10 protein-coding genes are annotated in these 13,757 nt (G+C 42.3%); 4 read left to right on the plus strand and 6 right to left on the minus strand.

Features of this window, described 5'->3' with window-relative positions; translation table 11 throughout:
• Window positions 1–220: 220 nt before the first annotated feature.
• The 3 genes from IPM47_08455 to IPM47_08465 form a co-directional block, all read right to left on the minus strand.
• Window positions 221–3,175, minus strand: a complete 2,955-nt coding sequence (locus tag IPM47_08455) for an FAD-binding protein (GenBank protein ID QQS30936.1) — start codon at window positions 3,173–3,175, stop codon at window positions 221–223.
• Window positions 3,176–3,525: 350 nt separating this feature from the next.
• Complete coding sequence (locus IPM47_08460; protein QQS30937.1) at window positions 3,526–3,807, minus strand: hypothetical protein; 282 nt, start codon at window positions 3,805–3,807, stop codon at window positions 3,526–3,528.
• 415 nt (window positions 3,808–4,222) lie between these two features.
• Window positions 4,223–5,845 carry a right-handed parallel beta-helix repeat-containing protein gene (locus IPM47_08465; GenBank protein QQS30938.1) on the minus strand — a complete coding sequence of 541 codons (1,623 nt, stop codon included), beginning with the start codon at window positions 5,843–5,845 and terminating at the stop codon, window positions 4,223–4,225.
• Between the two features lie 86 nt (window positions 5,846–5,931).
• Between IPM47_08465 and IPM47_08470 the strand changes: the two genes are divergently transcribed.
• On the plus strand, window positions 5,932–6,501 hold the full coding sequence (locus IPM47_08470) for a Uma2 family endonuclease (GenBank protein QQS30939.1): 570 nt from the start codon (window positions 5,932–5,934) through the stop codon (window positions 6,499–6,501).
• An 18-nt stretch (window positions 6,502–6,519) separates the two neighbouring features.
• Here the strand turns inward: IPM47_08470 and IPM47_08475 are convergent, their stop codons facing one another.
• The 3 genes from IPM47_08475 to IPM47_08485 all read right to left on the minus strand — a co-directional run bounded on the left by IPM47_08475 (window position 6,520) and on the right by IPM47_08485 (window position 9,919).
• Window positions 6,520–7,125: a cupin domain-containing protein gene (locus tag IPM47_08475; protein QQS30940.1), complete on the minus strand. Its 606-nt coding sequence runs from the start codon at window positions 7,123–7,125 to the stop codon at window positions 6,520–6,522.
• A 21-nt stretch (window positions 7,126–7,146) separates the two neighbouring features.
• Window positions 7,147–9,459: a tail fiber domain-containing protein gene (locus IPM47_08480; GenBank protein ID QQS30941.1), complete on the minus strand. Its 2,313-nt coding sequence runs from the start codon at window positions 9,457–9,459 to the stop codon at window positions 7,147–7,149.
• Between the two features lie 79 nt (window positions 9,460–9,538).
• Window positions 9,539–9,919 carry a hypothetical protein gene (locus tag IPM47_08485; protein ID QQS30942.1) on the minus strand — a complete coding sequence of 127 codons (381 nt, stop codon included), beginning with the start codon at window positions 9,917–9,919 and terminating at the stop codon, window positions 9,539–9,541.
• 46 nt (window positions 9,920–9,965) lie between these two features.
• Between IPM47_08485 and IPM47_08490 the strand changes: the two genes are divergently transcribed.
• The 3 genes from IPM47_08490 (at window position 9,966) to IPM47_08500 (ending at window position 13,657) form a co-directional block, all read left to right on the plus strand.
• Window positions 9,966–11,543, plus strand: a complete 1,578-nt coding sequence (locus IPM47_08490) for a hypothetical protein (GenBank protein ID QQS30943.1) — start codon at window positions 9,966–9,968, stop codon at window positions 11,541–11,543.
• Between the two features lie 719 nt (window positions 11,544–12,262).
• Window positions 12,263–12,748 carry a hypothetical protein gene (locus IPM47_08495; GenBank protein ID QQS30944.1) on the plus strand — a complete coding sequence of 162 codons (486 nt, stop codon included), beginning with the start codon at window positions 12,263–12,265 and terminating at the stop codon, window positions 12,746–12,748.
• Between the two features lie 93 nt (window positions 12,749–12,841).
• The gene (locus tag IPM47_08500; protein ID QQS30945.1) at window positions 12,842–13,657 is read left to right on the plus strand and encodes a hypothetical protein; all 816 of its coding nucleotides are present in this window, start codon (window positions 12,842–12,844) and stop codon (window positions 13,655–13,657) included.
• Window positions 13,658–13,757 lie beyond the last annotated feature (100 nt).

Genomic DNA, 13,757 nt, shown 5'->3' on the forward strand with positions numbered 1-13,757 from the left:
CAATGGTTTGACCCGTATTTAACAGAAGTAAGGTTTATAAAACAGAACAGGGTTAATGGTTAATGTTTTCGATAAGAAAGACCATCCAAAAATGGAGAGCACTTAATTAACATAGAAACTACATTAAGCAAATTTAAGCAGATTTTTACAAATTGTGATCTGTTTGTTTTTCGAAGTTCAATGCAGGAGCTTTTTCTGCAATGAAGTTTCTGAAAAGTGATTAAGCAGGGATTATTAACGCATCAAACAGGATTTCGGCAGGATGAAGTGCTTGTCTTCCGGTACCGTCTTTGATCTGATGACGACAGCTTGTTCCGGGAGCAGCGATTAAACTTGATGAATGGGCTTTGTTGATTGCGGGAAACAGCACTAAGTTGCCGATTTGCATACTAACTTCATAATGTTCAGCCTCGTATCCAAACGAACCTGCCATGCCACAACATCCCGAAGGAATTACCTGAACCGAATAATTGCGAGGCAAACTCAACACCCTTGCAGAAAAATCTGCCGAAGACAGGGCTTTTTGATGACAATGACCGTGAAGAAGGATATGGTTTGGTTCCTGGGTGAAATTTTCCGGCACAATATTCCCTTTTTCTGCCTCTCTCCAAATAAATTCTTCGAATAACAGGGTATTTGCGGCAATTTTTTGAGCGATTTCCTTTAGGTGTGGGCTTGCCAATTTAGGATATTCATCTCTGAATGAAAGGATCGCCGAAGGCTCTAACCCAATTAAAGGGGTTTCGGGGGTAATCAGGTCTTGAAAAATTTGTATGTTTTGATCCGCAAACTCCTTAGCTTTAGGCAAGAGACCTTTTGAGATATGGGCGCGACCGCTATCTGCATGGGAAGGCATTAGCACCTGATAACCAAGCATCTGTAATAATTGTATGGCTTTGATGCCTGCCGGCACATCGTTAAAATTGGTAAACTCATCGGCAAAAAAATAAACTAACCCTTTTGGATTTTGGATGGATAGCGCATTTTTTTTAAACCAGCTTCTTAGAGTTACCGAATGTAAGCGCGGAAGTTGGCGTTTTTGAGCTACGCCAAGCAAACGCTTCATGGCAGAACCTGTCATTTTGTTGGACAGAAAAAAATTGCTGATTGCCGGCATGATGGCTGCCAAATTGTTTAAGCTTCCAATATTTGCAAAAACCTTTGAACGCAACGGGATTTTGTGGGTTTTGTAGTATTGGTGTAAAAATTCAGTTTTTAAAACCGAAATATCTACATTTGAAGGACATTCAGATTTACAACCTTTACAGGAAAGGCAAAAATCCATCACTTCATATATTTCGCGGCTGTCGAATGGATTGCTTGCGCGACCAACCTCATCGGCAGTCAGAATTTCTCGGAGAATATTTGCACGGGCACGGGTGGTGTCTTGTTCGTTTCGCGTTGCCATATAACTGGGACACATAGTTCCGCCCGAAAGATGAGATTTCCGGCAGTCGCCCGAACCGTTGCACTTTTCGGCCGCTCTCAGATAACCTTCTGTGTCATCAAAATTGAGAAGGGTGTTAAATTGTGGGGTATCCTGCCCCGGGCTATACCGCAAATTGGTATCCATCGGCAAAGCACCTGTTATTTTACCAGGGTTAAATATTTGATGAGGGTCCCAGGTTTGTTTAATTTGCTGAAACAACCGATAATTTTTTGAACCAACCATCAAAGGAATAAACTCAGCCCTTACCCGGCCATCACCATGCTCACCACTTAGAGAGCCGCCGTAATGTTTGACTAAATTTGCCGAAGCCTCTGCAATTTGTCTAAACAATATGCGATGTCTTTGATCTTTAAGGTTTAGGATAGGGCGTAAGTGAAGCTCTCCGGCTCCGGCATGGGCATAATAAACGGCTTCTTGCCCAAAATTGTCCATAATTTTGGTAAAATCTGCGATATACTGCGGCAGGTCTTGAAGGCGAACAGCAGTGTCTTCAATGACCGCAACCGGTTTCGCATCACCGGGAAGATTAGCCAACACCCCAAGTCCTGCTTCGCGAAGTTTCCAAACCCTTTGGATATTAGGCGCATAGACCAATGGAAAGGCATATCCAAATCCTTCCTGTTTAAAATGTTGAATGAGCGTTTCCGCTTGCTGAGTCGCTTCATCGAGGTTGTCGGCGGCAAACTCAATGATCAGGATAGCGGCAGGGTCGCCATCAATAAAAAAGCGGCTTTTTTGTTGTTCGAGGTTGTCTTTGGTACAGTCCAGCACAATTTTATCCATCAGTTCGACTGCTCTGGGTTGATGTTCCATGGCAACAAGTGTTGCATGCAATGCTTCGTTTACCGATGCGAAATGGGCGCAAAGCAATACTTGTTCTTTAGGTGGAAGCGGGGAGAGGCTTAGTTTAATTTCAGTGATGAAAGCAAGAGTACCTTCAGAACCGCAAAGGAGCTGACAAAAATTGAAATCAGGCCCGGATGAATCAAATGGGTTACTTTTAAGAAGTTCATCAAGGGCATATCCGGTATTGCGGCGGTGTATTTCAGGATGTGGAAATTGTGCTTGAATTTCTCGTTGCACATCGGGGCGGCTGAGGTCGGCGGCAATTTGGCGGTAGATTTGGTTTTCGAGATTGCTGCCAATAGCTTTTTGACGGAAACCGGCACGACTAATCGGCCCGAAGGTTACTTCTGAACCATCGCTGAGAATGGTTTTAAGTTCAAGAACATGTTGGCGGGTTGTGCCATAGACTATAGAGTAGGAACCGCAAGAATTGTTTCCCACCATTCCGCCAATCATAGCACGGCTTGAAGTAGAGGTGTTGGGTCCGAAAAACAGGCCAAAGGGTTGCAGGTAATAGTTCAGGTCGTTGCGAATAACACCGGGTTGAACCCGGACCCATTTTTCAGTTTCATTGACTTCGAGAATTTGATTAAAATGTTTAGACACATCAACCACTATACCACTGCCAACACATTGACCGGCTAAGGAAGTTCCGGCGGCACGAGGTATCAGGGAAGTATTGTAACGGTGGGCAAAGGCAATGAGATGTTGTATATCGGTATTGTCTTTGGGCAAGGCTACGGCCAAGGGAAGCTCCCGATAGACAGAAGCATCGGTGGCATAAAGTGAGCGCATGGTTTTGTCAAAATACAACTCTCCGTTCAATTGCTTTTGAAGTTGCAAGAGTGGTTTAGAGGTATTGAGTGGATTTCGGGGCATGATGATTTCGATAACTCCTGAATATTGAGTGCAAAAGTAGGTCGGTTTTGGTTGAGGAATTTGTTTGTGGTTGAATTTTATTTGTTGGGACCCGATAGGTTATTGGGTAATAAAGTCAGATTAAATCATCTGAACAATCATCTAACGTTATGGGCATACGCTTAAAGCCCCCAAAGAAAACTTGGGGGCTGTTTTGGTTTTTGTAATTGCAGGTTGTTTGCTTTATCGGTATATTAGCTCGATTTACTCCCGGGTATTACGCAGATTTTCGCGGATATCTTATTGGAAAGCAATGTAATTTGGAGAGTAAACTCTATCTAACCTCTTTTAAGACAGGTAAAACCAAAGGTTTAGAAAACAAGTTCAAGGTAAACAGTCGCATTATCGGGGTTCGTATCATCGGGTACTGATTCTACTTTAACCACATCGAAATATATAAAGAAGGCACTGTCATCAACCTTATCTGTTTCCTGCAAAGGGTCTGTTTCGGAATAGAGAATGGTAATATCATCGCCTTCAGCAGGTAAGGCATCGTAGGTATCTTCTATGCGCCAGGCTATCAGTTTACAGCAGTTGTCGGCCATTTCCTGCGGCATACCCGCTTCTTCAAAATTGGTAATAACGATGTTCATGATTTTGTTATGTTGTTGTGTTGCAAATATTACGAAACAGGTTATCGCAGTTTTATGCCAATCAGTCCAAGGTTGAGTTGCAAAAGGTTAAAATGGGCATTATTTGCGTTTTGTCCTTATTCACATCGGGCAGGTTTTAATTACTTTTGCTTTAAATGTGATAATAGGGTGATATCGAATGCAAAAGTAGCTGTTTTAAGTGCAAAGTCAATTTGTGGTGGCTTATTTTAATTTCTATATTCAGTATAAAGGAAAGTTTCTGGTGTTTGTGAGGTTAGTTCGATAATACGAATGTGTTACTAAAGAAAATTTTACCGGCCGGCTTTCATCATCAGTTGCTGCTTACAAAGAAAAAACAGGGTATCAATACAAAAACTGATGCCCTGTTTTTTTTAAAGGATAAAAATCTTGCTCCCTATCTTCGTCCCCATTTTACAGCTATCCCTGCTTTAGCGAGATGCAGGAGATAAATACCGGCAGGCAACTCCGATAGCTCAATATAGTTGCTTCCTTGTTGAAGTTGAATGGGTATGGAGAAAACCGGTTTGCCACTCATATCATACACAAAGAGATTGTCTGAGACAGGGAATTGAGCAGTAATAAAGAGCGTATTGCCAATTATATTCACCAATTCCGCTGAATTTGAAACTTCTGGAAAAGTTGCAGTTGAATTGATGCCATATTCATCGGCACCAATATCGGGAATCCCGTTGCGGATTTGCCCTTCAAAATCTGTGGTGATTCCGGGCAATACAACTCCGGCATCAATACAGGGGCTTCCGGCCTGAATATGTAATACCTCATCAAATAGCGGATTGGCTTGAAGGCTGTTGTTATCCTGGCCGGTTTGTGTTTGCCACTGTTCAAACGTGAGGTCTTCCCAAGTGATGTTGTCATTTAAAAAAACAGGGCTATTGCCATTTTTATAGTACAAATTGTTAGACCAGGTAACTGTTCCGCTCAAAGCGTTTTCTCTTACTCTCACCATTGGCATGGTGGAATTTTGGGTTTGGGTAAAGATATTGTTTTGGATAGACACGTTGTTATTGGGCGGGGTAGCTGTATAGCTGTCGCTCACCCATACATCGCTTGGGGCAATCATTAAGGCAGCGTAAACATCCGATTGGGCAGCATTGATGATGGTATTGTTCCACACCCGTGCATCTTTTGCGCCAAATATCCCAAGTCCCGCGTGTTGGGTGTTGATGATGTAGTTATTTTTCACCGTCCCGTTGATGTTTTCATAATAATCTGGGTTGTAATCGGTATCGAACCATTCGGCATCGGTATAAAAACCCAGATAAATTCCACCTTCACCGGCATCTTCTATCGTATTGTTTTCGATCAGACAGTTTCTGCCCCCGCCTTTTACATATATGCCTGTGGTAGCAGTATGGTGAATATAACAGTTGCGCACAATCATGTTGTTGGCGTTTACGTTGTCAATGCCTTCGGCGTTGTAATCGGCAGCAGCGCCCGGACCCACGCCGGTATAGCTTATCTGACAGTTTTCGATGGTGATGTTGTTGCTGGCAGGGGTGAGTTTAATGCCGTCACGTCCGGTATGATGTATATGGCAGTTGCGCACTGTAATGTTGCTCACTCCCCGCCTGTCGGCAAAGGGGATGCCATTATCCCAATCCCAGTTGCTTTCAAACTTAAGTCCATAATAGTACCCACCGGTTATTTCGAGGTTTTCAAGCAATCCCCCGGTTGTTTCAGGATCATTGTACCAAATACAACTGGCGATATCAGGATTTTCGGTGATGGCAATCAAACTCGCATATTCTCCCGGATAACTGCGAATGGTGAGGTTATTTTTGTTGATTCTAATTTCATGGCTGATATAAAAGCCTCCGCGAAGCTCAATAATATCTCCCGGATTGGCTTCTTCTATTGCGCGTGGGAGGGTAGCAAAAGGTTGGTTAATACTTCCGTTGCCGGTGTTGTCGTTTCCGGTAGTGGCTACGTAGAAGTTGGTTGCAAATGCAAATTTGGAAACCAAGAAAAAACCAATTAAGAAAATGAAGTGTTTCATAAAAATGGGTGATTGAATTTACTGAATGGTAATGTTTGTTAGTTTTGCAGAGTTTGTTTATTTTTGTAATTGTAAAACAGAAAATTATGGAAAATGCGGTTGTTCAAAGACACTACACTTTTGAAGAATACTGGGAAATGGAATTGCAATCTGAAATAAAACACGAATTTATTGACGGTCAAATTATAGCTATGCCCGGAGTTAAATTGAAACACAACAAAATCACACTTAAATTTTGCTTTGCTTTAATGTCGGCGTTAGAAAACAGCAACTTTGAAGTTTTTATGGAAAGCGTAAAACTCCAAATCGAGTCAAAAAAAGATTACACCTACCCCGATATTTGCGTTGCTTCTAAAGAGGGTATTAACCCTGATGATTTACTTATAACTAATGCTGTTTTGGTTGTAGAAGTATTATCGGAAGGAACTAAGTTGTATGATAAGGTTGATAAATTTTTGCGCTACAAAAAAATTCCGACATTACAATATTACGTGTTGGTGGATACAGATACCGTTTTTGTGGATGTTTACCGCAAACTACCCGACGGCGAACATTGGGAAGACGATATTTATACTCAACTATCTGATACCATCCCGCTGCCTATACTGGGCATACAATTAAATTTGACTGATATTTACGAGGGTATTTCGTTCTAAAATCCGTTCTGTTCCGTGCTAACTTAACCCATACATCCGCTTAATATCTTCCATCTCTTCAAAAGAGTTATCGGGAAAAATCAGTCCAAATTTTTCGTTTAATGCCATAATCGCATTGTTTTTCCGTTCTGATCCATCGGGATAGCCATTGTTTGGTGTCAGTTTGTGAAAAATTTCTTCCAGATACTCTTCAAAAGGCTGATTGAAATACATATCTATAAAACGCAGGGGTTTGTCAGAAACATTCCAAAAGGTATGCTTCAGCATTCGTGGCCGCAAGTGCCATCCTCCCGCATGAACTTCTACCACTTCATTGCCGACTAAAACATTTGCTGTGCCTTCAACCACATACATCAGTTCATCCAATTCTTTGTGATAGTGTGGAGGTGGTCCCATCAACTTAGGGCCAACAGCACATTCAACGTTTGAATACATTCCATTGGTCATAGCCGAGCGCACCCAAACTCTGATTTGCAAACCGTTGTTGTGCTCCAAAGGCGGCAGGGCGGGCAACAAAACCTGCTGAAAAGGGTTGTCTTTTGTGGTGATAACCGGCAAAAATGGCATTGAAAGTCCAAATGCCGATAGCATACTTGATTTAAGTAGAAAGTCTCTTCGTTCCATAGTTGCGTGATGATGGGTTGGTTAATTTTTAGTACCTGTCAGCATAGCTCTTATTTGCTGCAACTCGGCTTCCATTTTTTCGGTTTTTTGTTGCAGATGGGAAATGGTGGTGTTTTGAGTTTCTATCATTTGATTCAGTTCTTGTACGGCTTTTACCAACGGCACCACAAAGGCGGCATAACTAAGGGTGTAGTACTGGTTATCGGGATTATCGGGGGCTATTACCCCGTTAAACACATAACCCGTTTGTTGGGCGGCAGCTTCTACTTCCTGCGCTATAAATCCCGATTGAATTTCGCCGGCCCGTTGTTGAATAATTTCTTTCAGGTTGGTTTCGTATTCCTGGGCTTTATCTCCGTAAATAAAAGCATTTAGTTTGTGCATATCGGCAGTGTAGGTGATAGGGCGAAGAACGTTTATAAATGCTAAACCGACTACATTTTCCTGTACATTTATTTTAAAACGCCCATCGGACCAGTTGTTCCAATTGCTAAAACCGCCGCAAGTTGTGGTAGTATTGCCCAGTAAAGCCACATTGCTGTTGTTCGGAAACGAGGCATAACCTACCGCTACCGAATTGTTTAAACCGGCAACATTACCGCCAGAACTTACGCCTACCCCTGTATTGTAAAAACCGGTGCTATTGCCATACAGGGCATCATCTCCAATAGCTACATTGAGCTGTCCGCTTGTATTAGCGCCTAACGCACCAAAACCAATGGCTACATTGCCCGCACCATTGGTATTGGCATAAAGTGCAGCTATGCCCATAGCCGTATTGCCGGTTCCGGTTACATTATTGTATAATGCATGATAGCCAAATGCTGTATTTTGCCAGCCTGTTGTGTTGTTGAGCAATGCCTTACTTCCTACTGCCGTATTTTGTGTGCCTTCAAAAGTAGCATTGGAAGCAACGCCAAAGCCATTGTTATACAAGGTGCTATCGCCAACGGCGACATTATTGCTTCTGTTCACACTTCTGGACAAAGTGCTTACGCCTATGGCTACATTGCTGTAACCGGTGGTATTGCTTACTAAAGCTCCTCTTCCAAAAGCACTATTGTTATTTCCGGTTGTATTTTCCCAAAGTGCCCCAAATCCACCGGCGGTATTTCCTCGACCTGTTGTACTATAAAGCAGTGCATTGGTTCCAATAGCTGTGTTGAATTCACCTGTAGTGTTTGAGAAAAGTGCCTGAAAACCATTGGCAGTATTATAATTACCGGTTGTATTTTCCCGTAAAGCACCAGACCCTGTTGCCGAGTTGTAAACGCCGGTGGTATTTAGGGCAAGCGATTGATATCCAGTGGAAGTATTGTCAATGCCTGTGGTATTGTTAAAAAGAGAAAGTACCCCATTTGCAGTATTGGCATATCCACTTGTGTTGTTATGTAGCGACATATACCCGATAGCGGTGTTATCTCTGCCGATGGTATTGTAAAACAAACTCTTGCTGCCCAAGGCAGTATTGGCAGCACCGTGAAACAACTCGGTAGCATTTGTGCCGTTGTGAAACAAAGCGCTGTCGCCAACGGCTACCAAATTGCTGCGCTCGGTGTTTTGAAAAAGAGCATGTACTCCGATGGCGGTGTTAGAATTGCCCGATGTATTGGCTTGAAGCGCACTTCTACCGATTGCAGTATTATGATTAGCGTTGTTATTGTAAAGACTGTTGGTGCCGATGCTTACATTGTTGTTGCCTGATGTGTTGTTGATGAGGGCGTTTGTTCCAACTGCTTCGTTAAACACGCCTGAAGTAATATTGGGCAAGGCATTAACACCCCAGGCAGTATTTAAATCGCTCAATAGTCCGGCAGGAAGGTTGTTTACCCTGAACTGCAAGGGTTGTGCATCAGTTGTTCCGATAAAGTGGCTGGCAGGGTCTGTATTGGCATTGCCGTCTAAGTTCCAGCCACTGCCTCCTCCCAAAACACTGCCGGCCACCATCGCATAGGGCACACTCGTCAATTGCTGCACACCCATATTGATATAGTTTGTTCCTCCGTTTGGGTCGAGTTCTATTTGAAGGTATTTGGGTAGTCCGTCAGCCCAGGTAATGTCGTTAAATGTTCCGCTAAGTACGTTACCATTGCCTATTTGCAGATTGATTAGCCCATGCGCATTGGTAGTAGTGTTATGTTCTTCCTGATATTGTATTGTGCCGGATACTTCATTTTGCCTGACCGACAGGCGAAAGGAGACGTTTTGATTGGTAATGACCTGTCCGGCTTCGTTTCGGACTATAGCTTGATAGTTGATGCCTTGTGGCACTTGGGCAAAAATTTGGAAACTTACTGCTATAAAAAGGGAAAGAGTGGATAGTATCGTTCTCATAGATGGGAGATGTTGTAGAAAATAAGTAAAAGAAAAGGGGCATCGAAAAGTGAAAGCATCTTCAGCAAGAAAAAAGAATTTACTTCCTTCGATAGCTTCGAACTACTTTTGTGCCTTCCAATTCGTTGGAGAGGGTGAGGGAAGTGTCGGAGAAATCGGAAATGTGCATGATGATAACATCGCCGGTGTGAACGTTGGTTAATAATAATTCACTGCCTTTGTGTTGATAGGTGGTTTCAAACATTTCTCCATACTCGCCTTGAGAGAGTGCGCTGATAACCCTTCCATCGTTTGTGTATTCCACCTCCGGCTCGAATTTGATAACACTTTCCGTCATATCGTGCGTAATGCCTTCAATGACGGCATAGCAATTAATGGGAATCCAAACACCTGTAATAGATTGAGCGGAACAAAAATTTACAATACAAATGCTGCAAAAGACAAGGACTAATTTTTTCATGATCGAGAGCTAAAAGATGATGGGTAAATAATGGCGTTTTGCTTTTATGCTACAAACATCGGCAGGTTTCAGAGCAAGTACAAAGAAAAAAACGTCCGTTTGTAGCAGCTTTCCGCCTTTAGTCCTTAATATTGTACGGACAATACAGCCCGACTACATGAAAAATTCCAAACTGATACCGTTGCTTAAAACCTTTTCTGCAAAGGAAATCAAGCGATTTGTGGAGTATTCTCAATCGCCTTACTTCAATAAAAGCAAGAACCTCATCCTTTTTTGCGAATTGCTTGCAGCGGCATATCCCGATTTTACAGAGAAAAAAGTAGAAAAAACACTGCTGCACACACAGATATTTGGGGCTGAAAAACCCTACCACGATGCCACTTTGCGCAATCTCATTTCAGATGCCATGCAGTTGGCAGAGGGATTTTTGGCACAGGAAAATTCGCTGCTTGCCCCCATACGGCAAGAGCTGGCCATTGCCCAAGAGTTGGTAATGCGCAATATGTTTACCCTTGCAGAGAAAAAAATAGCCGCCATTCACAACGAACTGGAGCGCACCAAAGCTACCGATGGCTATTACTATGAATGGCGAACTCATTACGACCGGTTGACCGATTACCTTTTCTATAAACAACAATTCATAGACAAGCGAAACGAGGCCTTGCAACAAAAAATGGACAACCTGTTTTGTTTTTTCTGGACTTATACCTTTCGTTTGTATGCGGTTATGCTCAATTTGCAATTCAACACAACGGCACATCCTTACAATTTAAGTGAAATGGAAGCCGCATGGAAAATATTCAAACCCTCTGATTATTCCGACAATCCCCAACTTTTGGGCGATTACTACGCAGCGGCTCTTGCCCGCCACGATGCAACATGGGATACATTCTTAGATTTCTTTCAATTCCTCCAACAACATCAGACCGGGCTGAGCAACGACTCTCAAATCAGGTTTAACACCTACCTGACAAACTATCTTCATCGGCAAAACCATGCGCATAGTCAATCGCAGACAATGTTGTTAGACCTCTATCTGCACAATGTAACGCTTCACGAACAACGCCGGGAGCAGATTCCCGCTTGGTTATTTAACAACGTAACCGATATTGGATATTGGGTAAAGGGCAAAGAATGGCTTCAACAATTTATCGCCGACTATCAATCTCATCTGTTGCCCGAAATCAGAGAGGGTTGGCTGATGTTTGTGGATGCCCGGATATGTTTTAATGAGGGGAAATTCAAAGACGCTATTGCGCTTTTGGCAAGCCACAGTAAGTTTCACGAGCAAGAATATTTTTACGGCAAGCCGCTTATGTTGATTGCCTACTACGAGATAGATGAATACGATGCGTTTTACAACCTCTTGGACAGTGTAAAACACACCCTTGCCCGACGGCGCAACGAATTGCCCCCTGTTAGATACGAAGCACTGAAAAACCTGCTCTCTTTTTTGCCAAAGCTCTATAAAATGCGCTATGACTTTAATATTTCCAACTTCCAACGCCTGCAAACCGAATTAGAGATGCCCGATATGCGCTATCATTTTAAAAACTGGTTGCAGCAAAAACTTGCGGCCTTGGCCGATCAACATCGGATAGTGTTGGAAGGGGCGAAGCAGTAAACTTTACAGTCTTAATGGAGAATCCCGCTCCTTGTTTACCTCGATTTCAGCATATACCCATACAAAGTAGTGCAGGTAATGCTAATATCTATACCCTCCTATCCCGCTATTTCCCCTAAAACTCCCATTTTTCATCGAAAATGGTTCATTATTTAATCAAAACAATCAAGTGCTTAATCAAATTAGTTAAGCATTTAACCAAGCAGGTTAAACACTTAATCAAGTCAGTTAAGCATTTAACCAATCAGGTTAAACACTTAATCAATTCAGTTAAACATTTAACCAATATAGTTAAGCATTTAATAAAGTTAGGTAAGTTCTTAACCAAACTTGTTAAGCATTTATTAAAGTTAGATAAACTCTTAACCAAGAAGATTAAACACTTAATTAACTCAGTTAAGCACTTAATCATGTTTATTAAGTTTTGGACATAATAAAGTGGAAAAAGCAGCGTTTTAAAAAAAACAGATGTTTTTTGCCATTTCACAAGCGATATATGGAAGGGATTTTGTGCCCAAAAACCCATTATAGGTTTTCAAGTAGCGGAAGGGGCTTTGAAATAACATTACGCTTTTCCACAAACAGATGTTGATATAGGATCACTCAGTATAAGCTATGCCCGAAATGTATTAAAATCTATTTTCTGCGAAAATCTGCGGGCAAAACAAGCTGACATAAAAAGCTAAATATGTACCTTGTAACCATAAAATCAACCAATCATGCCTTACGCTAATTTAACTCCGGTATTTACCGAAGCCGAGCTTGTTCTTGCCAAGCAAGATCTCAAAAATTGTATCAATCGAATGCCCTTTTTAATCAACCTTAGGGGAGACGAAAAAACGAAGTATCTGCGTTTGGGCAAAAATTCTACCTCCTTTGTCGTTCGTGCCTTAGAGCACTATCGCAATCATCCCGAAATAAGGGTGCCCTATTTAGATATTACAGCGTGGGAAAATGATCATGACGTTCAAACCCGTCTCGAATCGTTGTTGCGGCAATTGCGCTCGTTGGAAGAAGCAGTCAACGATACCATCATTGCCCTTCGACAAGAAAACATGACCGCCGCCCTTACCTGCTACAAATCGGCCAAAAACGCCGCCAAGCAGAATGTACCCGGAACCGACCATATTGTGATTGACCTGTTGTCTATGCTACCCGGCATACACCAAGGCAAGAATAAAGAAAAACAAACGGTGAAAAAGTAGAAGGGGAGGACTCTCAAAAATGAGCATTGTTTCGACCGGCTCAACAATCATTCACAATTGACCATTTGCCATTCACCATTAACACATATTCAGATGAAATCAAAACAAGCCCTTCCCCCCCTGCTGTTTTTGTTAGTCTTTTATGTTGTACTTTCTATTTCAGCTTGCAAACACGAACCGGATATTCCATGCAATGGTACGATGTTCGGTCAACCGATAGCGGCTACCGGATTAGATTATAGTAGGTGTAACCCCACATGTTTGTGTAAAAACTTTACGTCAAAAGAGTTTAGCCCTCAGCAGTTGGCAGCACTAAAAACATGGGTTCTGAGTACTCCTTTTGAAGAACTAAGCACTGATCCATATACCGAAGCGTTGCCGGAAGAAAATCCTTCCGTTTGTGCGGTAATTGTCGAAAATCTGGCAGCACGATTATATCGTTTAGAAACGTTTTCTGACGAGGCGGCTGCCAAATCAGCCGGAGCAGTTCTAACACATTATGATGCATGTGGTCTATGCTCCACATTGACTGATTTATCGGTATATGCAGAAGACCTCGATATCGGAACTCCCGTAAGACAATGTGCTATTGCCAATTTTACCAAACCTTTCGACTCGCTGGTCAACTGTATTCAGGGATTAGGGTTTACCAAACCCTGCGCTCAAATTTGGGCATATAATGCCAGAAACACCCAAGTGCATTGCTTACAGGAGTGCCTGAACCCCGATTTGACGACCTATCATAACCCGGATGGATCGCTTAATGAATGTCTGCAGTGTGATGAAATAAAAAGCGGACCCGTTTTTAAAGCGATTGCAGGACGAACCCGGCGCAATACGGGTATTGCCTCAAGTATTTGTCGCTTTTGTGATGAAGTGCAAGTAGTCAGACACGAATACCCCGAATAATCAGTTTAGTCTTTTTGACGGATACATTTTTTTGTGCTGAATTTTAAGAACAGGCACAGTGTATGTTTTCATCTTCAGGTTATTCAATCACACTATACTC

This window comes from Sphingobacteriales bacterium, from assembly GCA_016700115.1.
In the GTDB taxonomy this organism is placed as follows: Bacteria; Bacteroidota; Bacteroidia; order Chitinophagales; family UBA2359; genus UBA2359.

Coding starts and splice junctions, on each gene's coding strand:
- IPM47_08455 (QQS30936.1), bottom strand. CDS start 3,175: ATGCCCCGAAATCCACTCAATACCTCTAAACCACTCTTGCAACTTCAA.
- IPM47_08460 (QQS30937.1), bottom strand. CDS start 3,807: ATGAACATCGTTATTACCAATTTTGAAGAAGCGGGTATGCCGCAGGAA.
- IPM47_08465 (QQS30938.1), bottom strand. CDS start 5,845: ATGAAACACTTCATTTTCTTAATTGGTTTTTTCTTGGTTTCCAAATTT.
- IPM47_08470 (QQS30939.1), top strand. CDS start 5,932: ATGGAAAATGCGGTTGTTCAAAGACACTACACTTTTGAAGAATACTGG.
- IPM47_08475 (QQS30940.1), bottom strand. CDS start 7,125: ATGGAACGAAGAGACTTTCTACTTAAATCAAGTATGCTATCGGCATTT.
- IPM47_08480 (QQS30941.1), bottom strand. CDS start 9,459: ATGAGAACGATACTATCCACTCTTTCCCTTTTTATAGCAGTAAGTTTC.
- IPM47_08485 (QQS30942.1), bottom strand. CDS start 9,919: ATGAAAAAATTAGTCCTTGTCTTTTGCAGCATTTGTATTGTAAATTTT.
- IPM47_08490 (QQS30943.1), top strand. CDS start 9,966: ATGCTACAAACATCGGCAGGTTTCAGAGCAAGTACAAAGAAAAAAACG.
- IPM47_08495 (QQS30944.1), top strand. CDS start 12,263: ATGCCTTACGCTAATTTAACTCCGGTATTTACCGAAGCCGAGCTTGTT.
- IPM47_08500 (QQS30945.1), top strand. CDS start 12,842: ATGAAATCAAAACAAGCCCTTCCCCCCCTGCTGTTTTTGTTAGTCTTT.